The organism is Clostridium fungisolvens (genome assembly GCF_014193895.1).
In the GTDB taxonomy this organism is placed as follows: domain Bacteria; phylum Bacillota; class Clostridia; order Clostridiales; family Clostridiaceae; genus Clostridium_AR; species Clostridium_AR fungisolvens.
Genome location: NZ_BLZR01000001.1, coordinates 797,491 through 820,562 on the forward strand (window position 1 = coordinate 797,491; position 23,072 = coordinate 820,562).

At 31.3% G+C, this 23,072-nt stretch carries 20 protein-coding genes; 13 read left to right on the forward strand and 7 right to left on the reverse strand.

Annotated features, from left to right (window positions below; all coding sequences use genetic code 11):
• Positions 1 to 405 precede the first annotated feature (405 nt).
• The gene (gene licT / locus bsdtw1_RS03040) at positions 406 to 1,248 is read left to right on the forward strand and encodes a BglG family transcription antiterminator LicT (RefSeq protein WP_183276126.1); all 843 of its coding nucleotides are present in this window, start codon (positions 406 to 408) and stop codon (positions 1,246 to 1,248) included.
• Positions 1,249 to 1,412: 164 nt separating this feature from the next.
• The gene (locus bsdtw1_RS03045; RefSeq protein ID WP_183276127.1) at positions 1,413 to 3,290 is read left to right on the forward strand and encodes a beta-glucoside-specific PTS transporter subunit IIABC; all 1,878 of its coding nucleotides are present in this window, start codon (positions 1,413 to 1,415) and stop codon (positions 3,288 to 3,290) included.
• A gap of 230 nt (positions 3,291 to 3,520) precedes the next feature.
• On the opposite strand, the gene bsdtw1_RS03050 is transcribed toward bsdtw1_RS03045, so the two are convergent.
• Positions 3,521 to 4,333, reverse strand: a complete 813-nt coding sequence (locus bsdtw1_RS03050; protein WP_183276128.1) for an alpha/beta fold hydrolase — start codon at positions 4,331 to 4,333, stop codon at positions 3,521 to 3,523.
• Between the two features lie 306 nt (positions 4,334 to 4,639).
• On the opposite strand from bsdtw1_RS03050, the gene bsdtw1_RS03055 reads away from it, so the two are divergent.
• The 3 genes from bsdtw1_RS03055 to bsdtw1_RS03065 all read left to right on the forward strand — a co-directional run bounded on the left by bsdtw1_RS03055 (position 4,640) and on the right by bsdtw1_RS03065 (position 8,940).
• Positions 4,640 to 5,209, forward strand: coding sequence for an RNA polymerase sigma factor (locus bsdtw1_RS03055; protein WP_183276129.1), 570 nt, complete (start codon positions 4,640 to 4,642; stop codon positions 5,207 to 5,209).
• Positions 5,209 to 6,726 carry a DUF4179 domain-containing protein gene (locus tag bsdtw1_RS03060; protein WP_183276130.1) on the forward strand — a complete coding sequence of 506 codons (1,518 nt, stop codon included), beginning with the start codon at positions 5,209 to 5,211 and terminating at the stop codon, positions 6,724 to 6,726. Before bsdtw1_RS03055 ends, bsdtw1_RS03060 begins: the two co-directional genes overlap by 1 nt.
• A gap of 579 nt (positions 6,727 to 7,305) precedes the next feature.
• Entirely contained in the window at positions 7,306 to 8,940 is a 1,635-nt protein-coding gene (locus tag bsdtw1_RS03065; RefSeq protein ID WP_183276131.1) for a cellulase family glycosylhydrolase, read from the forward strand.
• Between the two features lie 413 nt (positions 8,941 to 9,353).
• Here the strand turns inward: bsdtw1_RS03065 and bsdtw1_RS03070 are convergent, their stop codons facing one another.
• The 3 genes from bsdtw1_RS03070 to bsdtw1_RS03080 form a co-directional block, all read right to left on the reverse strand.
• Positions 9,354 to 10,730 carry an aldehyde dehydrogenase gene (locus bsdtw1_RS03070; RefSeq protein WP_371874746.1) on the reverse strand — a complete coding sequence of 459 codons (1,377 nt, stop codon included), beginning with the start codon at positions 10,728 to 10,730 and terminating at the stop codon, positions 9,354 to 9,356.
• A gap of 301 nt (positions 10,731 to 11,031) precedes the next feature.
• The gene (locus bsdtw1_RS03075) at positions 11,032 to 12,780 is read right to left on the reverse strand and encodes a M56 family metallopeptidase (RefSeq protein ID WP_183276133.1); all 1,749 of its coding nucleotides are present in this window, start codon (positions 12,778 to 12,780) and stop codon (positions 11,032 to 11,034) included.
• Between the two features lie 8 nt (positions 12,781 to 12,788).
• On the reverse strand, positions 12,789 to 13,166 hold the full coding sequence (locus tag bsdtw1_RS03080) for a BlaI/MecI/CopY family transcriptional regulator (protein WP_183276134.1): 378 nt from the start codon (positions 13,164 to 13,166) through the stop codon (positions 12,789 to 12,791).
• Positions 13,167 to 13,519: 353 nt separating this feature from the next.
• On the opposite strand from bsdtw1_RS03080, the gene bsdtw1_RS03085 reads away from it, so the two are divergent.
• Entirely contained in the window at positions 13,520 to 14,059 is a 540-nt protein-coding gene (locus bsdtw1_RS03085; protein WP_183276135.1) for a hypothetical protein, read from the forward strand.
• A 155-nt stretch (positions 14,060 to 14,214) separates the two neighbouring features.
• On the opposite strand, the gene bsdtw1_RS03090 is transcribed toward bsdtw1_RS03085, so the two are convergent.
• Positions 14,215 to 14,694, reverse strand: coding sequence for an S-ribosylhomocysteine lyase (locus bsdtw1_RS03090; RefSeq protein WP_183276136.1), 480 nt, complete (start codon positions 14,692 to 14,694; stop codon positions 14,215 to 14,217).
• A 445-nt stretch (positions 14,695 to 15,139) separates the two neighbouring features.
• Between bsdtw1_RS03090 and bsdtw1_RS03095 the strand changes: the two genes are divergently transcribed.
• Complete coding sequence (locus tag bsdtw1_RS03095; RefSeq protein ID WP_183276139.1) at positions 15,140 to 15,982, forward strand: D-amino acid aminotransferase; 843 nt, start codon at positions 15,140 to 15,142, stop codon at positions 15,980 to 15,982.
• A gap of 320 nt (positions 15,983 to 16,302) precedes the next feature.
• The gene (locus bsdtw1_RS03100; RefSeq protein WP_183276141.1) at positions 16,303 to 16,455 is read left to right on the forward strand and encodes a PIN domain-containing protein; all 153 of its coding nucleotides are present in this window, start codon (positions 16,303 to 16,305) and stop codon (positions 16,453 to 16,455) included.
• An 80-nt stretch (positions 16,456 to 16,535) separates the two neighbouring features.
• On the opposite strand, the gene rfbB is transcribed toward bsdtw1_RS03100, so the two are convergent.
• Both rfbB and bsdtw1_RS03110 read right to left on the reverse strand, forming a co-directional pair.
• A complete protein-coding gene (rfbB, locus tag bsdtw1_RS03105; RefSeq protein ID WP_183276142.1) occupies positions 16,536 to 17,591 on the reverse strand; it encodes a dTDP-glucose 4,6-dehydratase in 1,056 nt (351 codons plus the stop codon).
• Positions 17,592 to 17,685: 94 nt separating this feature from the next.
• Positions 17,686 to 18,873, reverse strand: a complete 1,188-nt coding sequence (locus bsdtw1_RS03110; protein WP_183276143.1) for a MerR family transcriptional regulator — start codon at positions 18,871 to 18,873, stop codon at positions 17,686 to 17,688.
• Between the two features lie 256 nt (positions 18,874 to 19,129).
• Here bsdtw1_RS03110 and bsdtw1_RS03115 point away from each other — a divergent pair, with 256 nt between their 5' ends.
• The 5 genes from bsdtw1_RS03115 to bsdtw1_RS03135 all read left to right on the forward strand — a co-directional run bounded on the left by bsdtw1_RS03115 (position 19,130) and on the right by bsdtw1_RS03135 (position 22,907).
• Positions 19,130 to 19,618, forward strand: coding sequence for a 2'-5' RNA ligase family protein (locus bsdtw1_RS03115; RefSeq protein WP_183276144.1), 489 nt, complete (start codon positions 19,130 to 19,132; stop codon positions 19,616 to 19,618).
• Positions 19,619 to 19,831: 213 nt separating this feature from the next.
• Positions 19,832 to 20,701, forward strand: coding sequence for a hypothetical protein (locus tag bsdtw1_RS03120; protein WP_183276145.1), 870 nt, complete (start codon positions 19,832 to 19,834; stop codon positions 20,699 to 20,701).
• 92 nt (positions 20,702 to 20,793) lie between these two features.
• Positions 20,794 to 21,525, forward strand: a complete 732-nt coding sequence (locus tag bsdtw1_RS03125; RefSeq protein ID WP_183276146.1) for an ABC transporter ATP-binding protein — start codon at positions 20,794 to 20,796, stop codon at positions 21,523 to 21,525.
• Positions 21,518 to 22,264: an ABC transporter permease gene (locus tag bsdtw1_RS03130; protein ID WP_183276148.1), complete on the forward strand. Its 747-nt coding sequence runs from the start codon at positions 21,518 to 21,520 to the stop codon at positions 22,262 to 22,264. Before bsdtw1_RS03125 ends, bsdtw1_RS03130 begins: the two co-directional genes overlap by 8 nt.
• A 19-nt stretch (positions 22,265 to 22,283) precedes the next feature.
• Positions 22,284 to 22,907, forward strand: a complete 624-nt coding sequence (locus tag bsdtw1_RS03135; RefSeq protein ID WP_183276149.1) for a DedA family protein — start codon at positions 22,284 to 22,286, stop codon at positions 22,905 to 22,907.
• Positions 22,908 to 23,072 lie beyond the last annotated feature (165 nt).

The following is a 23,072-nucleotide window of genomic DNA, read 5'->3' on the forward strand; positions in this document are numbered from 1 at the left end:
ATGATTGAAGTTAGAGCGTATGTTATAATAATGAACAAATGAACTGTCTTTGTGTATTGTATTAACTATCTCATTGGAAATATATATTAGCAAGAAAAAGTAACATATTGACAAGGTTTACAAGCTATAATATAATTTCAATGTATGAACTAATAGGATTGTAACTGGTTAGCAGGCAAGACCTAAATTAATATAAAAACACAAGGTGCTTTGCGTTTTTATATTAATTTAGGTTTTTTATTTTGTACATAAACCAGTTCCAAATAAAACATATAGTTGATAATCTTATTACTATTTTTAGTTAACAGAAGTATCTCTTAGTTTTATTGGGTAAGACTGGATTGTCTATATAAATAAATATGTAAAAAATATGATACGGTTTGCAAAAAGAAAAGGGGGCCAGGGATGAAAGTAAAGAAGATATTTAACAATAACATTTTGTTAGCTGAGGATGAGAATCTACTAGAAATGGTGCTTCTAGGACGAGGTGTAGCATTTCAGAAGAAGCCTGGTGATGATATAGGTTTGGATAAAGTAGAGAAGACCTTTGTTCTTAATTCACCTGAACTCGCTAATAAATTTATAGAATTAATTAAAGAAGTTCCTGTAAATCATCTTGAACTTACAAACAAAATAATTGAAGAAGCACAAACAGATTTAGGAGTAAATCTTAATGAAAGTATTTATATTGCTTTAGCAGACCATATTAATTATGCCTTAAGCAGAAACAAGCAAGGCATAAACATGAAGAATGCGTTACTTTGGGAAATCAAGAAGTTTTATAAGAAAGAATTTGCAGCAGCATTAAAGTCTTTAAAGCTTATACAATACTATGAAGGTATATCTTTACCTGAAGATGAGGCTGGATTTATAGCATTGCATTTTGTAAATGCACAGCAAGGTGGAGAAGATATTAAACAAACCATTTTAGTTACAGAAATGGTTGAAGATGTACTGAAAATAGTTAAATTCCACTATAATTTGAATATTGATGAGTCAAGTTTAAATTATAGTAGATTTGTCACACATATAAGATATTTTGCAAAAAGACTTTTAGCGAAAGAGCTTTCAGGAAGTGATGAAGATTTCCTATATGAACAGATAAAAGATAAATATCCTCAAGCTCATGAATGTGCCCTAAAGGTTAGAAATTATATAAAGAAAAAATTTGACGTGCTTATAACAAACGACGAAATGCTTTATTTTATGCTTCATATAAACAGAGTAACTCAAAGAGAAGGAAAGTAAAAATCAAGTATTAAGTGAACGTACTAGGCCTAAGTTAACTATAGTGAAATATAACTTTACTATAATTAATTTAGGTCTTTACTTTAATATCTAATCATTGAGGTAATTGAGGTTGAAGATATAAGTTTAGATAAGTGATGGCAGTTGTAAGAAAGGAAAAAACAATGAATTATAATGAATTTGCAAAAGATATATTAGAAAAGGTTGGTGGTATATCTAACGTAAAAAGTGTAACTAATTGTGCTACCCGCTTGAGATTTAAACTGAAAAATATTAAAAAAGTTGATATAGAAGGGATAAACACAAATAAGGAGATTATGGGAGCTGTAAATAAAGGTGGACAGTTTCAGATAATAGTTGGAACAGATGTAGCACGTATATGCAATGAAATAAGGAAGATAGGAAACTTTGCTGAAGACGATATAAGCGAAGATAAAGAAATAAGATCTCCTGGGACTGCTATATTAGATACTATTTCGGGAGTATTTACGCCAATATTACCTGCAATAACTGGAGCGGGTATGTTAAAGGCAATGTTGGCTTTACTTACAGCTTTCAATATATTATCTAAATCAAGTGAAACTTATTATGTATTAAATTTTATAGGTGATGCAGGATTTTATTTTTTACCGATATTTTTAGCATATACCTCTGCAATTAAATTTAAGTGTAATCCTTTTTTAGCGATGACCTTAGGAGCAGTACTTTTACATCCAGATTTTTCTGCTTTAGTTAAAGCAGGAAAGGATGTAAGCTTTTTAGGTATTCCAATTACTTTAGCAAAATATCCATCTTCAGTAATTCCTATTATTTTAATAGTTTGGGTGATGTCTTATATCGAGAGAATTGCTGATAGAATTTCACCAAAGTCTATTAAGTTTTTTACTAAGCCATTGTTGGTTTTATTAGTCTCAGCTCCACTAGCATTGATTGCAATAGGGCCTTTAGGATCACTAATAGGTGATTTACTAAGTAATGTTATAAATTATTTTAATGCTAAAGCTGGTTGGCTTGTTTTAACCTTATTATCGGGCACCATGCCGCTTTTGGTTATGACAGGAATGCACTACAGTGTAGTTCCTATAGCTATGGAAGCAATGAATAAATTTGGGTTTGAATCTCTCATAGTACCAGCTATGCTTGCTTCTAATATTGCTCAAGGAGGTGCAGCTCTAGCTGTAGCTATAAAGACAAAAAATAAAGAACTCAAACAGTTGGCAAGTTCATCGGGAATTACTGCAGTTTTTGGAATAACAGAACCAGCAATGTATGGAGTTAACTTAAGATATAAGAGGCCTTTTGTAGCAGTGTTAATAGGAGGAGCCTGTGGAGGATTTTATGCTGCAGTAACAGGATTAAAGTCGTACACTCTCGCATCGCCAGGACTTGCTGCTATACCAATTTTCTTAGGAACAAGAGCTAACTTTATTAATGCAATTATAGTATGTATAATCTCATTTGTAGTAGCCTTTGTATTAACGTGGATAATAGGCTTTGAAGAAATACAGAATCAAGAAAAGGTAAAGGTTGAAAGTGTAAATACTCATGAACATGAAAAGCCAATAACACAGCAACAAGATTCATTAAACAGAAAGATACTTGTAAAAAGTCCTATTAAAGGAGAGGTCATAGACTTATCAAAAGTCAATGATGACACGTTTGCAGATGAGATTATGGGTAAAGGTATAGCAATTAATCCAGCTGAAGGGATAGTTTACTCACCTGTAAACGGGAGAATAACAATGCTATTCCCTACAAAACATGCAATATCCATAACCTCTGATGAAGGAGTTGAGATATTGATACATATTGGTATTGATACTGTACATTTAGAGGGTAAGTATTTTGAGGCTTTTGTAAATACAGGAGATATAATAGAAGCTGGTGATAAGCTTATAAGTTTTGATCGTGATTCAATAAAAAGAGAAGGTTATGATGTAGTTACTCCTGTAATAGTAACAAATTCTCATAAATATCTAGAAGTACTTAAGGCTGATAATGTTACTGTTGAGCATGGCGATGATCTTTTAACTATCTTATAATTCATTAAATATAGGGTTCCTAGTTCAATTATTAATTTATACATCCCCGAAAATCCCCAAAAGCCGGGATTTTCGAACATGTATAAATTAAGTTTCGACGTAGGAACCCTTTAAAAATGCCAGTACTAAAGTGTTGCTTTAGTACTGGCATTTTTTACTGTCTAGAAAATTATAAAAAAATTTGAGAGCTAAACCTAGCAATATCAAGGATTTAATGCAGCTATTTTATTTTAATCTTCAATGAACTTTATTAATTCTTTATTGAATTTATCTTTTTCCTCATAGAATAGACCGTGTCCGCTATTTTCAAAAGGTACTAATTTAGAATCTTTGATTCCTTGGCTTAATGCAACTGCAAGAGGAAAAAGACAAACTTTATCATGGATTCCATGTAGAATTAGAGTTGGTACTTCAATTTTCTTTATATCAGAAAATAACTCTTCATCCCTAAAGGAAGTGGCAACTGCAGCCGTAGCTATTCCAGATGCTTCTAGTCCAAGATTAAAGAACCACTGGGAAAACGGCTTAGTTATGTTTTGAAAAAAGAACATTTCACCAAAAGTTCTGAGCATTTTTGGTCTATCTACATATGTTTGTTCAATAAGAGCTGTTACATCTTCTTTGCTAATACCAGCAGGAAATTCTGGTCTTCTAGTTAAGCTAGGTGCTGCTGCTGCAAATAGAGCAAGCTTTGATACACCATAACCTTTATGACGAGACATGTATTTAATAGCTATTGCTCCACCTACAGAATGCCCTCCGAGGGTAAAGTTCTTTAGTTTTATGGCATTAACAACACATCTAACATCATCAGCTAATCTATCGTAATCATAACCTTCAGCAGGCTTATCTGATTTTCCGAAGCCTCTTATATCTATGCCAATGCATCTATATCCAAGCTTAGGTAATTCATCAAATTGATATTCAAACAAATTATGATTTGCTGGCCATCCATGAATAAATAATATAGTTTTATCACATTTCGGATTAATATCTTCTACATATATTTTTACATCATCATCTGTCTTAACGTAATATCCCAATATAATCTCTCCATAATAGAATTATTTCATTATACACTATTCTAATACAAGGATATTTGTACCAGATAATAGAAAATATATTTTAAAGAATTTTTATTTTTGGGAACCTAAAGTTTGAGTAGGACGTCTTATAGATGTGCATTAAAGTAAAAAGCGCTTTTTAGATGTACCACTTCGAACCGAAATCTATTTTAAAAACTCTCACGGTTTCTGGTGAGAGAATTTTAAAATAATAAGTTTTATTACGAAGGGGGACATCAATAGTATGATACAAATGCTCATTTAAAAATAAAGAGGAGAAATTTTATGTATTTTGATGAGGTAAGTGATGGGATGTTTGAATTTGATGACAGTCCAACAGATTTTGAAAACAATATAATATTAGCGAAAGAAGGAGACAAAGATGCTTTTATAAGTATCATTGAAGAATATAAGATAGATCTATATAGAATGGGAAGAACAATTTTGGATAGTGACGATGACATTGGCGATGCTATGCAGGAAACTGTGCTTAAGGCCTATAAAAGTTTGAAGAATCTTAAGAATTTCCATAGCTTCAAGACTTGGATTATAAAGATAATGGTTAATGAATGTAATAACATATTGAGAGGCAGAAAAAAGGTTATGTTCTTTGATAAGATATTTCATAAAGAAGAAAGCTACGTAGATGATTATAATTTTGATAAACAACCTGTGCTGCAGGCTGTAAAGAAGTTAGAACATAAATTTAGAGAACCAATACTTCTTTATTATTACCAAGACTTAAGTGTTAAGGAAATATCCAAGTGCCTTGATATTTCTGAAGGTACAGTTAAATCTAGACTATCAAGAGCCAGAAATAAGCTGTTTCAGTTATTAAAGGAGGTACGGGAATAATGGAAGAAAAGTTGTTTAATAGAATTATGGAAAAAGAGATGAGTAAAGAAGAAGAATTGAAAATTCCAGACTCAATTAATATAAAGTTAGGTAAAGCATATGAGATAATTAAGACTGATGAAGCAGATAATGAAAAGAAGAGAAAAACCAATAAGAGAAAAAAGGCAATCATCGCCGCTTCTTTAGCATTTTTAGTTTTAACAACAGTTGTGGTTACACCTGCATTAGCTGATAATATACCGCCTTTGAAGGAGCTTTCTAAACATCTAAAGAATATGTACTTTTTTAATGATAACTACATCACCAATGCTACTGAAATAAATATGAGTAAAACTTATGATGGTATAGAGGTAGCGTTACAAGGAGTAATATATGATGAATCCAGTTTGAAGTTTATTTATACAGTGACAAGTGATAAAAAGCTTCAGTGGGGAGTTCAGATTAGAAAGAATAGTTTAAAGATAAATGGTAAAGAGATTTTAGAGAACACTTACTCTAATAGAATTAACGCGGATGAAACTAAGATATCCAAGCAAGATGATAAACTAGAAAAATATGCAGTTATCACAAGTTATGATATTTCAGATTTAAAGTTAGATGATGTTGTTAATATAGACTGGAGTTTAAACGAAATCCATACGCAAAATTATAAATTTGCTGAAGGCAACTGGGATTTTAATTTTAAGATTTCAAAAGAGTTGTTAAAAGCTAATTCTAAGATAATTGATATAAATTATAAAACTGATATAGATGGATATAAGTTTAATATTGATAAAGTGATATTTACGCCAGTGGAAACTAAAATTTTAGCAAGTTATGATCAAAAGTTTGATGAGGACTATTCTGAAGCTATAAAGTTAAGTAGCAAGGGACTGAAAAGTGATATCGATAAATTTAGGCAGATAAATGGAGAGTTTAACTTTTGGAACATGTATATTTGTGATGACAACGGAAATGCATTTGAACAGACAAGTGGATTGGGTCATGATGGGAAAATAGTAGCTACTTTTACACCATCAAAAGAAATTCCTAAGAAGCTTATATTTACACCTATCAATGAAAAGTTAAATTCTATCAGAGTTCCTAAAGATAATCAATATAAAGCGTTAAATGAGTTAAAAGCACCATTTGAATATAATGATGGAAAAGATATGAGCTTCATAATTAATTCAATGAAAAGAGATAATAATAAACTTAAGATTAATGTAACCTTTAAAGGCGATTTTATAGAAAGAAGAGCATTAGAACCTTTTGTAATTGTCCCTAAAAACATAAAAGCTATCCAGGTAGATGTTAACGGAGAAAAGTTCATTAATTCAGATGAGTTTATGGTAGCTTCAAATAAAACGAGGAAAGTAAGCTCTTGGGATTACTATAAAAAAGCTAATAATATAAATAATACTCTTGATTATGAGTTTGAACTTAAAGATAACGAAGACTATAATATAGTATTTGAAAAATATGAAGACAATATTTTCATGAAGGATCAACAGTTGGTAATAGATTTAAACAAGTAATTTGAATGTATGGAAGCTGCAGAATATAAAGTTCTGCAGCTTTTCACTTTGTAGACAATATTATTCGCTCATATTAATAGTATTATCAAAAACGAGGGGACTGAAAAATTCCCTAATTAGCTAAACCTAGGAGTTTTAAGAGTTTTGGAAGTTTTTTTGATAGAAAATAATAATTAGTAAAAATAAAATTGCAATTTCAATAATTGCTTCGACAAAAATATGTACTGCATAATTAACTTAGATTCAGTGATTATATAAATTTAAAGGAATTATATTAATCACATTGAAAAAAATCGAAAAATTAACCCTATTTTATAATTTTGGATACTTGATTAACAAATGGAACAATATTAAACTTTATATATACATGAAACTATTAATTGATATATATGTTACCTGAAGCTATTTTCTGCAATAAAAAGTCAAGCGTGTTTGTTATAAAGGAGGGGATTATGGTATATAAGTCACAATGACCTTAATTTAAGTGATAACTTAGAACAACATCAAGAGAAAATGACATTTGTAAACAATTTTCAGATAACCCTAAATAATTATATAAATAAGAGGAGGTAAATCAATATGTTAAGGAAAAGTAAGGGATTATCAGTTGCAATTGCTACCTTGATGCTTTTAGGAACCATGGTTACTACAACAGTAAAAACAAAAGCTGCTACTATTGGAAGTACTGGTTTCTTAAAAACTAATGGAACGGTGATAAGGGACAATAAAGGGACAGGCTCCGTGGTGAATCTTAGAGGTACAAACTTAGGAGGTTGGTTATTACAAGAAAACTGGATGTCCCCACTAGGAGTAACAGACGAATGGACATTACGTGAGACTTTGACTAATAGGTTTGGAGAGGCCACAAAAGAAAGCTTAATCAATACCTACCAAGATGCATGGCTTAATACTGGTGACTTAGACAATATAAAGAATATGGGGATGAACTTTGTCCGTGTTCCTATATTATATCTCGATTTAATGGACAAGTATGGTAACTGGAAGTCAAATCCGTGGAGCAGATTAGACTGGTTGGTAAATGAATGTTCTACTAGAGGTATATATGTTTTACTTGATCTTCACGGAACTTTTGGAGGCCAAAATACCTTCGATAATTGCGGAGAAGCGAACTCAGATCCACAGCTTTGGAAAAATACTCAATATCAAGATAGAACTGTAACCTTATGGCAAGGTATAGCTACTCACTTCAAAGGAAATCCAACAGTTGCAGGTTATGATCTATTAAATGAGCCAGATAAAGTTGGAAGAGATCAGCTTAATGGATTTTATAACAGATTATATCAAGCAATCCGAGCTATAGATCCAGATCATATGATATACATGGAAGGTGCTTGGGATTGGAATCAACTATATGCTCCATCAGTTTATGGATGGACTAATGTAGTTTATGAAATGCACTATTATGCTATGGCTAATAGTCAGCCAACTGATTGGAATGCTCAAAATGGCTTAATAGATTCAGCAGTTCAAGGTATGAAGGATCACCAAGCTTCTTGGAATATACCGGTTTATGCAGGAGAATTCTGCGTATTTGATTTTGATGATCTATGGGAAAAGTTCTTATCACAAATGAACTCTATAAATGCTTCTTGGACAAACTGGACATACAAAATAACTAATGGTAGCAACCATTGGGGCTTCTACAAATACAATAACAATCCAGTACCAGATATAAATAATGATAGTGCAGCAACAATAGCTTCTAAGTGGCAAAAATTCAACACTGCAAACTTCTTACCAAACACATCATTCCAAGACCTAGTTAAGAAATACACAGGTGCTCCTGCAGTAACTACTCAATATTCATACTTAACAGCAAGAGCTAACGGAAAAGTAATCAGTGCAGATAACTATGGAAACGATCCTTTAATAGCTAATAGAGATACTGCTGGAGATTGGGAACTATTTAAGGTTATAGATAACGGAGATGGAACTATCTCTTTCCAATCTAAAATTAATGGAAAATATGTTGCTGCAGATCTTAATAACGGAAATAAACTTATAGCTAGAAGTACTTCAATTCAACAGTGGGAAAAATTTAAGAAAGTACCACAAACTGATGGAACAATTGCACTTCAAGCAATGGCAAATAACCTTTATGTAACTGCAGATTTAAACAACAACGGCGTATTATATGCAACTAAAACAGCAGTCGGTGGTGCATGGGAAGCCTTTAATCTTACACAACAATAAATTTATATTTAAGATTGTGTTGAAAATTAAGATGTCGCTACATCCGATACTTTAATGAGCTTCACAGAGAATTAATATGATTTTCTACGGTTACATAGCTAAAACTGTATAACTCACTACGTTCGAACAATACAGTTTCTTAACGCTATTACACCTACAAAAATCATTTAATTCTAACTGCTTGCTCATATAGTATCTCCGTAGCAACACCTTAATTTCAACAATAATATTAAACATCATATTGATACAAGCTAGATTCAATAGATAAGTATGGAAAGTAAAATTTAAAATGGTATTTTGAGCTATTATTATAGTATAAAGTGGATTTCTAAACCAACCCTTTAGAAATTCCGTTATAAATATACTTCGTAGTAGTCAAAATACCATTTTTTAATTGTATAACTCAAATATTATTATTTAAATATCTTTCTTACCAAGTTTACTCTGTTTCCGTAAGGTGGAAATATTAATTTCATATCTATCTTAGTACTTTTCTTAATGATACACTTTTTATGTGAAAATATCTCAAAGCTATATCTACCGTGATAAGCACCTATTCCAGAGTTACCTACTCCCCCAAAAGGCAGATGTGAACTTGCCACGTGGGATATAGTATCATTAACGCAGCCTCCACCGAAAGAAATGCTGTTTAAAGCTAGATTTTCTACAACCTTATCTTCAGTAAAGATATAGAATGCTAGAGGCTTAGGATGATCATTTATCATTCTAATAGCAGAATTTATATCTTCATACTCAAGTAAAGGAAGTATAGGTCCAAAGATTTCATCTTTCATTACTGCATCCTGCCAGTTTACATTGTCTATGATGGTCGGCTCAATATATAAAGTGTTTATGTTGTAATTGCCACCATAAACAATCTTTGACCTGTCTTTCTCAATTATAGATGCTAGACGGTTAAGCTGTCTTTCATTTACTATCCTTCCGTAATCACTACTCTTTGAAGCATCAACTCCATAAAAACTTACAACTGTCTCCTTTAACTTTTTTATAAATTCATCCTTAATGCTTTTATGTACTAATATGTAATCAGGAGCGATACAGGTCTGGCCAGCGTTGATGAGCTTTCCCCACAATATTCTTTTAGCTGCAATAGCTAGATTTGCAGTTTTATCAACAATAACAGGGCTTTTGCCTCCAAGTTCTAAGGTAACTGGAACTAGGTTTTTAGCTGCCGCCTCCATTACTATTTTGCCTACAGGTACGCTACCTGTAAAGAATATATAGTCAAAGGGGGAATTTATAAGAGCTGAGGTTATTTCTCTTTCTCCTTCTATAACTCGTATATAATTAGAATCAAAGGTTTCCTCAATCATTTTCTTTATAAGAGCTGATACGGTAGGTGTGCTTTCAGAAGGCTTTAATACAGCGCAGTTACCAGCGGCTATGGCTCCAATTAAAGGCTCAATAAGAAGCTGAAAAGGGTAGTTGAATGGACCTATTATCAGTACAGTTCCATAAGGTTCGTGGACTATATAGCTCTTTGAGGGTACCTGATGAATAGGCGTTCTTACAGTCTTTGCCTTTGACCAACTTTTTAAGCTCTTTACAAAGTTACTAATACTATCTAGAATAAAACCTATTTCAGTGCTATAAGCCTCGAATTCACTTTTTCCTAAATCTCTATAAAGAGCATTTAAAATTTCTTTTTCATGGTTTTTAATACAAGTTTTTAATTTTTTTAAAGAAGCAATTCTAAAGTTTATATCTTTAGTCTCTCCAGTAAGAAAATAATCTTTATGCTGATTTAATATATCTTTAACTTGTTTAATATCTATAATATCCAATTTAAAATCACCTCTAAATATAAAGTCATTTATAAGAATAAGACATTTGTATTTAACTCTATTTTAACAATAGTTTTGACAATAGTTAGAAGATGTAATCCTGTAATCACTACCTTGATTCAATTAATATTTTTATTTTTTACTGTTTACCACAAATAGCTGTTCTAAGCTATTGAAATAACTAGGTTTAGCTAGTAAAAAAATCTATGCTGGTCTTAATAGTAAAAAATGAGTCACTCTAAGATAAGCTTTTATCTAAAAGTGACTCATTTATTTATTCTTTTATTTAACCAGCCATATTATTTACGGCATCAGCAGGATCGTATACTGAAATATGATCTAGTGAAGGATTTTTATTGGCATCAGTTGGTTTAGGGAAGATAAGCATCAGCTGATAGGTTTTATTTACATTATAAATAATTATGTGCTCAGTACTAGTTTTATTAATTACAGCTGGTTTCCCTAAAGTTTTTTCTACATCGTTATATTTTATATCCTTTAGATAACTCTTAAAGGATCGAACATCAAAAACTTGATCTCCTTTATTGAGACCAAAATGAAATCCTTTCTTATTATAAAGAGCATAACGAGCAGAAGTTTTACCTGATCCAACATAATCAATTTTATCAGGGTCACCCCATTTAGTTGCTACATCTCCAAATAAAGTGTCCTTGCTTGCAAACTCACAATCAGGAACCTTACCTTGTTTAGCAAGATTATAGATGTTTTTCAAAAGTTCTATGCTTTTATTTGATGTAGCTGCTTGATCTTGTGAAGATGGTGAGCTATTTGAATTTGTACTATTATTAGAAGTATTAGAGGAATTATTATTAGTTGTACTATTATCTGAAGTATTAGGAACATTTACATTTGAGTTATTAGAACTATTGTTATCGGCACCTTGAGAGGTATTATCTGTAACAGCACTGCTGTTATTGGTAGCTTCATTATTTTTTGGATTTGTTAGACTTCCACAACCAACTAATAAAGTTAAAGATAAAGCTATTATTGACCACGCTATACTTTGTTTTTTGAATCTTGTAATCATAATTATTCTCCTTTTAATTTCGCCTTTGCTTACTATTGAAGTAACCCCAGGTGTCCATTTATATTTAGAGTGGGAAGCTGCAATTTTAATTAATGTCTCACCATACTCTTTGTATGCACTTGAAGATATCCTTCCAAGAACGAAGCTGTCGCAACTTATCTCACAGTCTTTTCTGGCTTTGCTAAAGGCTAGCCATATAATAGGATTAAACCAGTGAATAACCTGTAAAGTTGTCATTATCCAATTGAGCAATAAGTCTTTTCTTTTAAGATGAGAAAGTTCATGCAGTAATATATATTCCAAATCTGCAGAATTTAATTCCTTTAATAAGGTCTTAGGAATTAGTATTTCAGGTGCAAATATCCCCAAGACACAAGGACTATTTATATCATTACTATATATTATTTTAACACTATGCTTTATACCAACCTTTTCTTTGCATCTTTCCAGTAAGGGATATAAATCTTTAGCTATATTATTTTCCTTAGAATTTATACTAAATCTAAACACTATAAAAGAAGATAGTAAATAAATAGATAAAAAAGTCATACCAACTAGCCAGATGATTGCAAAATGGTATCTATAACTTATATATTGAAAATAGCTAGATCCAGTGAAAGACGTATTAGTGGATAATTTACCTTCTTCATGATTAGTAATGCTTGATAATGCGTTTGGCTTAATAGAGTTTGAGTTATCAGGGGGTATTGCTACCTTGCTTATATTATTTTCTTCTATAATGCTAGAAATATTCGTATTAAAGCTACCTTCAATTTCTGTATTTATATAATTAAACAAGCTCATATTACTACTTATTGAAAATGGTAGCATAAGTCGAACAACTACGATTAGCCATATATAATAATGCCAGGCTCCGCTGAACTTATTTTTAAACGTAAATTTTATTATTGATATTATAACTATTGCAGCACTAGCCATTAAAGATAGAAACACAATAGATGTAAATATCCTGTTTAATAAATCCATAAGTTCACCTACTTATCAGTTTTTTCATCTAGAATCTTTTTAAGCTCATAAATTTCATCACTAGTTAATTGCTCATCTTTTATAAAATTAGAGACTAATAATTTAAGGGAGCCGCCATAGAGCTTTTGAACGAAGGTTTTAGTTTCCTGATTCTTTAAATCTTTCTCTGAAACAATAGGGCTGTATTTGTAAGTAGTTGAGGTTTTATCTACATGGACAGCACCTTTTTTTACCAATCTTGTTATAAGAGTGTGGATAGTTTTAGGGCTCCATTCACTGTTGCATTTTAAAACATCAACAATTTCAGAAGAAGTACATAGTTTTTTTGACCATATTACCTCCATTACTTCCCACTCAGAATCAGATATTTTAGGTAGCTTAGTCATTTTTTATTCCTCCTACAATTGTAATCCTAAGTTCATCCTACAACTGTAGGATGAATTTGTCAAGATATGGTTTGCAAAGTTTCATTCTGATAAAATAATTCGTCCTGCATAATCAATTAATTTTTGCAATAGTCTTGAGCATGGCCAATAAAAATTGAAATCATTAGAAAATGTAAAGAAACTTGATATATTTAACAGTAATCAAGGTTAATCAACTTTTATGCAATTAAAAAAAGTATAAGTATGTGGATTTGGATATGGTTTTATATGGTAATAGATGCTATGATTTTTACAAAGATTATGTGAAAGTAAAATGTTAAAGTCTATTAAAAAATATTGGGGGAGAGATTAAGTTGAAAAATAAAATGGGTTTAATAATTATTTCAGCAATAACGATTTGCTTGCTTGTTGTTACGGGATGTTCAAATGCAAAGAAAGCAGAAGAGGCTAAAACTTCTGAAAGTACGGCTCAAGCAACTGCAGAAAAGTTCTTGAATGAGCTTTATGAAGCAGATTCGAACAAATCAAATGAGGCTTTAGTGTCTCTTGATAATGTTGCTAAAGCTCATGATAAGTTTTATACAATAACTACTAAAGATGCAGTGAATACAATCATTGCAAATAGAGAGTATTATAGAATTCTTAAGGTCAGTTTAGTAAATAAATGTAGCCTAAAAGCTACAAAGATAGATTTTGAGAAGACCTTTGAAGACAAGAAAGCAGGCAAGTTTGGATTTAATTATACAGCAACAGTAGAGGCAATCTATGACAAGGATCAAAGGAGAGAAGAGGATACAGAAAAAGGATATGTAGGACTTGTATTTGAGGACAATCAATGGAAGGTATATTCACATTCAGTAAATACTAACTCGAAGCTACTGACTAAGTTTTAACATGTGTGGATATCTAAGATTTGAAAATTACATTAAAGATTAGATATGTTTAGTTTCGATACAACTCTCAAACATAGATTAAATTTAAAGAGGGACCTATGCTATGATTTATAGCATAGGTCCCTTTTTAAATATCTCAATAATAAGCATTTATATTATTGTGGGTATACTAAATTCTTTTCGGTTATAACTTCTAGAACTTCTTTTAAGAATTTGTTTGCTAGATATTTAGCCATTGGAAGATTCATATCTAAATAATTTCCGCAATCTCTAGCTGACGCACCAGGAATATCGCCTTCAAAGTCAGCAACAAATTGATACATTTCTGTTAGTAAACCAACAATATCTTTTGACTCGTAATCGCCTTCGAGTATTATATAGAAACCAGTTCTGCAGCCCATAGGCCCAAAATAAACAGTCTTTGATGCATAAGTTTTATGATTTCTTAAGAAAGTAGCGCCTAAGTGTTCAAATGCGTGCATTTCTGCAGTGTTCATAACAGGTTCAAGGTTTGGTCTAGTCATTCTTATATCAAAGGTTGTAAGAACTACATCTTTAAAATTATCTTTTCTTGATACATATACACCTGGAAGTAAGTCCAAATGATTTACGGTAAAGCTTGCGATCTTTTCCATTTATAATCACTCCTATTAATTTAAAAAGTATAATAATTATAATACTTTTCTTCAATTTTATCATTAAAATCTTTGCATATCACCTATATAAGTATGATTTTAGTCGCAAATATGATGTATATAATAAGATATTCAAAAGCATATCAAAGTATTCCGATAAGTTTAATAAAATTTTATCATTTTTGTGAATTGATAGTCAAGTTAAGTTGAAAGTATTTTATAAATTTGTCTAGACTAGACGTAACTGAATAGTACTTTTTTCATTTGTTTAAAGATCATGTTCATTTATTGTATATAGTTATATAATTAATAGTAAGAATAGTGCGATAATTTAAATGTAGAGGATTTTATAAAGTATCCGATTAAGTAAAGATGTGTTGTTTCAATTTGAAAATAGTTTACCTATATATCAATGAGTTTATGAGGTTTAAAGGGAGGAAGATTAATGGAGAATTTAGGTTTTTATAATGGTGAGTATGACTTGATTGAAAATATGAAGATACCTATGAACGATCGTGTATGCTATTTTGGCGATGGTGTATATGATGCTACATATAGTAGAAATCATAAGATCTTTGCATTGGATGAGCACATTGATAGGTTCTATAATAGTGCGGAATTATTATCTATTAAGATACCTTATACGAAGGATGAGTTAAAAAACTTACTTAAAGATCTGGTTAAAAAGGTAGATTCAGGAGAGCAGTTCGTATATTGGCAGGTTACAAGAGGAACTGGTATGAGAAATCATGCTTTTCCTGGAGCTGAAGTAAAAGCAAATGTTTGGATACTGCTAACTCCGAGAAGTATTAAGGATATGTCCAAGAAGGTAAAACTAATTACCTTAGAAGATACTAGGTTTTTACATTGCAATATTAAGACTTTAAATCTATTACCAAATGTCATTGCTGCACAAAAAACTGAAGAAGCAGGGTGTGATGAAGCAATATTCCATAGAGGTGATAGAGTTACAGAATGTGCTCATAGCAATATTTCAATAATAAAAAATGGTGTATTCAAAACAGCGCCAACAGATAATTTAATCTTACCAGGTATAGCAAGAGCTCACGTAATAAAGATGTGTGAAAGGTTTAATATACCTGTTGATGAAACCCCTTTTACTGTAAAGGAATTAATGGAAGCTGATGAAGTAATCGTCACAAGTTCGGGGCAGTTTTGCATGAGTGCATGCGAGGTAGATGGGAAGCTAGTAGGAGGAAAGGCCTCAGAGATAGTTGAAAAATTGCAGGCAGCATTACTTGAAGAGTTTTTAGAGCAAACAAAATAGATTTTAAAATATGATTCGTTTAGCAACAAAAATTAACTTTATAAACAGATAAAATTTAAGAAATTAATCGGGAGCCATCTAAAATGTATATGGCTCTTTTTTTAATATTAATTAAGTGAGAAAGAATAATGACACAAAATCTTGTCATACAAGATGTATGGAGACGCATATATTCAGAATAGGTTTCTTTATTAGGCTTTGAGTAGATAGAAGGCCAGTGTATAGAAAAGCACTTTTGGGATGATGAGCAGTATACATGTGAAGTAGGATTCCTGTAAAAAGAAACGAATAAACTTTTGGCTAGAAAGGAGGGGGAGAGAATGGCAAAAAACAAGAGAGGTAGAGGTATCAAAAAAATTCTTAATTGGAGAGGAACTTGCCCTGTTTGCAAAAGAGGTGGAGTTAAGCTTCTTTGGGATAAAGTTACTGAAAATGGAACAATAAAAGTATGTAAGGTATGTGGAAATAAATAAGATTATGACTAGGTGGAGCAGCCCTAGATTTACTTAAATTAAATCTAGGGCTGCTCAAATAATTTTCTGATAGACTGATTTTATTTATTGCTATACATCTTATCATAATAATTTTTATAGTCGCCGGAAGTAACATTTTCTATCCATTGTCTATTATCTAAATACCACTGAATAGTCTTAACGATACCAACTTCAAAAGTAGTCTCAGGATACCAGCCTAGATCTTCTTTTATCTTATCTGGTGCTATACCATATCTTCTATCATGACCTTTTCTGTCTTCTACATATTTTATTAGGTCTTCCGTTACAGTGTTATCAACATGTTCATGTATATAGGCTATGACAGTTTTGACTATTTGAATGTTAGTTCTTTCGTTATGCCCGCCAACATTATATACTTCGCCGATTCTTCCATCTTTAATAACCATATCTATAGCCTTACAATGGTCTTCTACATAAAGCCAATCTCTTATATTTAATCCATCGCCATAAACAGGTAAATCCTTATGGTTTAAGCAGTTGTTAATAAGTAGCGGTATTAATTTTTCTGGGAAGTGATATGGTCCGTAGTTATTTGAACACCTTGTTATAGTTACAGGCATATTGTAGGTATCAAAATAAGCTTTTACCATAAAGTCAGCTCCAGCCTTGCTTGATGAATATGGACTATGAGGATCAAGTGGAGTTGTTTCCATGAAGTAGCCTGTTTCTCCAAGTGAACCATATACTTCATCAGTAGATACTTGATGATATCTTACTCCTTCCTTCCATCCGTTTTCTCTTTCCCATGCGTTTTTAGCGCAATTTAGTAGATTTACTGTCCCTAAAACATTTGTCTGTGCAAATATTTCTGGTTCCTTTATGCTTCGATCAACGTGTGATTCTGCAGCAAAGTTAACAACATAATCTATATCATATTTTTCAAAAAGTGATGTAACTAACTCCTTATCGCAAATATCTCCTTGAACAAATATATGACTAGGATTTCCTTGAACATCCTTTAGGTTTTCGAGATTACCGGCATAAGTTAGTTTATCTAAATTAATAATTGTTATGTCACTATATTTTTTGAGCATGTAAAGAACGAAATTTGAGCCTATAAATCCAGCTCCACCAGTTACTAAATAAGTTTTCATAATAAGTTTTTCTCCTCTCAATATATCTATTTAAAAATTATCCGGATAAAGTTTTTCGAAGTTAAAATAAGCCTAGTCTATAAATATTTTGTCATTACTTCTTGCATACAAACAACCCAGCATATTTTGATACTTTAAATATGCCTGTTTTTTCAACTTTTGCTTTAACATATTTCTCAAACTCATCATATCTACCAGCTAATATTTCATGCTGATTCCCATGACAAGATAATATATAATCCAATAAAGGTTTGTATTGATCTATAATTAATTTATCTTCATAGATAAGTTTCTCCATAGTAGGAAAGTAATCTGTAAGCTGTGCTTCTCCATTTTCTAATCCAAAGATCTCTTCCAAATGTACTTCAGATAAAGATATTCTACTATCAAAACTTTTCGTAAGAGTTTCAATTTCTTTCATATGCTTTAAGCCATATGTACTGCAATAAAAGCAGCCGTCTTTTTTTAATACTCTTTTTATCTCTGAAAAAGCCTGTTTTCTATCTTTAACATAAAAAATCATATGATTTGCAACTATCTTATCAAAACTTTCATCTTCATAAGGTAAGTTAACACAATCTACAATATGAAACTTCAGATTAGCTTTCAATTCTTTAAGATTTTCTTTACTGTCATTAAGCATTCCATTGGAAATGTCGGATAATATTATTTCTGAGTTATCAGGAATTTTGCCCTGAGACTTTTTCCAAAGTTGCCCATCACCACAACCTATCTCAAGAACTTTATCGTTCTCAGAAACACCTATTATGTCAAATATCCAATTGAACCAACCATATTCATTTACACTAAACTTGTCATGAAGATTTATTCTTACTTTTAAGTTTCTAGAATCCTTATATTGGGTTGATAAATCCTTCTCCATATTTGTAACATGTATGATGTCAACTATCTTGCTCCAATCAGGATCATCTTCTTCAACAACCTTTTTTGCCTCAATAATTGATTTTTCTATAAGCTCTAGATGGTTGATTTTATTTCTTACCATTTCTAGCTGTAAATCTAGTGAACTTTTTAAACTATCAATTCCAGAAGCATCTGCAATAACTAAAGCCGCAATATCCTCTAAGGAAAAACCTAAATATTTTAGGGTTAATATTACTTGAAGCTTTGCAAAGTCTTCATCAGTATATAGCCTATATCCAGCTTCACTAAGGCTTGATGGCTTTAGTAGTCCTTTGTTATCATAAAATCTTATAGTTCTTATGGTGACTCCTGCCTTTTTAGCAAATTCACCTGCCGTGTAAAAATGTTTATCTCTCATAATATTTATCACCCAACTTAATTATAATCGGTTACCTTAGGTAAGGGTCAATAGTTTAAATTTTTACTGTAAAAGAAAAATTTAAACTAAGACGTTGACAATTTTCAAAGAGGAAAATACAATTGTTGGTAATATGAAAATAGTGGAAAAGAAGGTAGCTGTTTAAGAAGCAAACAGAAAGGGAAGGCTTTAGAAAAATGCTGTACCTTATGGTGAAAACTTAGTAGAGATATTTTATTAAAAGGGAGTGATATTTATGGAAGATAAAATCTTATGTATTCTAGCTCAATATGACGAAGAAACACAACAAAAACTAAAAGATATACAACAGGTATTACTTGAAAATGGTTTTGTAGGAAGACAAACAGCGGATGTCCCTTATCACATGACCCTTGGGACATTTAAACTATCTGAAGAGGAAAGTCTTAGAGAAAAAGTAAAAGAAGTATCTAAAAATTTTAGAGGCTTTGATATAAGACTAAATAATATTGGATTGTTTGGACTTGATGTGTTGTTTATAGCGCCTTTAGTAAATTATGAGCTTCTAAATTTGCAGAAGTTTTGCAGTGATGATAATGAGTGGACAGCCCATACAACACTATTGATTGATGATCATGAAGTGATTCATAAAGCATTACCAATTGTGGCAGAGAAGTTTAAAAGTTTTGTAGGTAGGGTAGAGTCTATAAGTTTATATGAATTTTGGCCAACTCGTTTAATTTTAGAGGAAAATCTTAAGATATAAATATCATTGAAAAGAGGTGGAAGAACTTATTTCTTTTACCTCTTTTCATTTTATAAACTAAAGATAAACAATAATTTAATAAAAATGTAAGATTATTTTAATCTGAATTTAATCTACATTGTACACAATGATTAATGTAGAAATGCTTGCATTTTAAATTTGATAAAGAGTTGAAAAACTTTTTAAATATATAGATGATGGAGGTTTGAGAATATGAAAAAGAAAAATATTGCAATGCTTACTAGTTTGGCCTTAGGAGGTACTTTGTTATTTGGAACGGCTCTAGTAAATGCATCACAATTGTCAGGTTATGAAACATATAAAGGGGCTGTTATGGATACTAAAAACTTGAAAAATGAAACAGCTGCTCTAAAGGTTTCAATAACTGATAACGGAACTACTCTTGCAGATTTAACTGAAAACTTGAAACAAAATCAAGGAGCTAATGCAATGAGTAGCATTACTACAATAAAAACAGCCAACACTACTAAAACTATTAGTAATTACCTACAAGATGGAAAGCGTGTACAAAAGTCAAGTGACAGTAGTGATTACCTAGTTTCAGGTACTGGAAATAAAAAATTCCAGAAGAAAGAAAAAACTGAAAATCCTCAGGTAGTACAGGGAGTAGGAGTAATAATTGATACCCTTGTAGGAAGCATGAAGGATGGAGTAACTGCAAGTGCCAATGGGGATGGGACAAAAAAGGTTAATATACAATTGAGTGATAGCCAGGTGACTCCATTGGTAAATGCATTAGTTTCAATTGCTATGGCAAAGGATAGTAATGAATTTGCAGATAAAAATGAAAAGGCTGACATGAAGAATCTTAAAAATGTAATTCCACAGCTTCAAAGTGATGTAAAGGTAGTAAGTGTTAATTCTACAGCTGATATTAGTAAGGATGATACAATTGCAGATCAAACTGCTAAGATTGTTATATCAGGAAAAGATGCAGCTGGAAAAGTTCATACTATTGAAATTAACGCTAATATGGAACTTTCAAACATAAACAGCACCACTCCAGATAAAGTAGATTTAACTGGTAAGCAAGTTAAGACTATGGAAAATAAGTTTAGATAAGCTTAAGATCAATTAAAATAAGTGTGAAGGGTTGATAACATACATATATGGAACTCAATCTTTCACATAACTGTTTGTTGAAGGAGAAATATATGGAGAAGGTTTTAGAAGTAAGTGGCTTAACCAAAATCTATAACAATGGCAGAGGCGTGAAAAACATTAGCTTTCAAGTGGCTAAAGGAGAAATATTTGGCTTTCTTGGTCCAAACGGAGCGGGTAAAACAACTGTAATGAAATCAATTGTTGGATTAAATAATTTTCAAAGTGGAGAGGTCAGAATAATGGGATTTGACCTGAAAAATCAGTTTGAAGAAGCTTTAAGAGCAGTTGGCTCAATAATTGAAACAGCCGACGCCTATGAATATATGTCTGCATATAACAATTTAAAAATGGTAGGAAGATTTTATGGTGGTATAAAGGAATCAGATATTGATAACATTCTTGAAGTAGTCAAACTTAAAGAGCACAAAAATGAAAAAGTTAGTAAGTTTTCATTAGGAATGAAACAAAGATTGTCTCTAGCTATGGCACTTTTATCTGAACCTGATTTGGTTATATTGGATGAACCTACAAATGGACTTGATATAGAAGGAACGGTTCAAATGAGGAACATGATAATGGAACTTGCTAAAGAAAAAAATATGACATTTTTTATTTCAAGCCATTTGATTCATGAAGTAGAGCTTATGTGTGATAAAGTAGCTATAATTCATAATGGAGAGCTTATAAATAATGGAGTTTCAATGAAAGATATAAAAGAAAAATATAAAAATCTAGAAGATTTTTATATGAATGTAGTCAATGGGAGGGATAAAGTTGAGTAATCTAGGAGCAAACATAATTAATGAAATTCAGAAGCTTTTTTTAAAAAAGAGAACTGTGATATTTTTAATTGTTACTGCATTAATTAGTTTTTTATCAGCTTTCTTTATCTCAGCGATTCAATCAAAATTAGTATTTATATCATTAACGGCTGAAAGCTTCCCTTTGATAATTTTAAGTATTATTACAAATGCATTTATCCCTTTATTTATTTTTATGCTGGCAGCAGAAGTTTTTTCCGGTGAAACTGCAGATAAAACTATGAAATTAGTTATTACTAGACCAATTAGCAGATTTAAGATATTCCTTTCTAAAAATATTGCTATTGCTGTATATGTAGTTATAAACTTAGTTGCAGTTTTATTTGTAACGTTATTGGCGGTAGCTGTATTTAGATTTAGTAGTATAGGTAATGTGCCACATATAATATTCAGCTATATTATAGATATAGTACCTGCATTAGTATTAGTGACTTTTGCTTCTTGTGTTGTTCAATTTTTTAAAAGTAGCAATGGTGCCCTTATTAGCTGCATTCTAACTTTTATTGGTATTAAAGTATTAGCAGTATTTATTAAAGGCGTTAACAATTCTGTTTTCACAACTTATTTGAACTGGTATACACAGTGGTCTACTGGTGGAGCGAAGCTTTTAACTCATATAAACTTGTTATTTATGCTAATTGCATACGGAATAATATTTTTTACATGTGGATTTTATTTATTTGATAAGAAAGAATTTTAGAAATTAGAAGGAGTTAGAAATGGTAGAAGCGATAGTAAACTGGGCGGTTTTTGTTTTGGGAAAACTAGGGTACTTTGGTGTATTCTCATTGATGGCCTTAGAAAGTGCATGTATCCCTATTCCAAGTGAAGCAATTTTACCTTTTGGTGGGTACCTAGCATCATCTGCTTATAATGGGCAGAGATTAAATCTTTTGTTGGTTATAGTGATTGGTACTTTAGGTGGAACCTTCGGATCAGTTTTTATGTATTATATAGCAGCTAAAGGAGGAAGACCATTAGTTGAAAAGTATGCTGAAAAATTAAGATTGTCAAAGGCTCATCTTGAAATGAGTGATAGATATTTTGAAAAGTATGGAGAAAAAATAGCTTTTTTCTCAAGATTACTTCCAATTATAAGGACGTTTATATCATTACCAGCAGGAATAAGCAAGATGAATTTTAAAAAGTTTGTTGCGTATACATTCCTAGGATCATTAATTTGGAGCATATTACTTGGATATGCTGGCTTTGCAATGGGAGAAAATTGGACTAAAATCCGTACATTACTTCATTTTGTAGATTATATCGTTGTGGCAGCAGTAATTGGGGGAATAGGTTATGTTTTTATTAAGAAAAGAAGAAAAGCGGTTGAAGAAAATTAATAATTTGATTTTAAAATATGTTTTGTAAATTATTTTAAAAATTACATATTATAAAAGGTACAAAGTATTAATTCCAACACGGTGCTTTAACAGCGCCTGTATTTAAAACATAAATCTAATTATCTTACCCTAAGAGTCTATTATTTAGATTCTAAGGGTTTTATT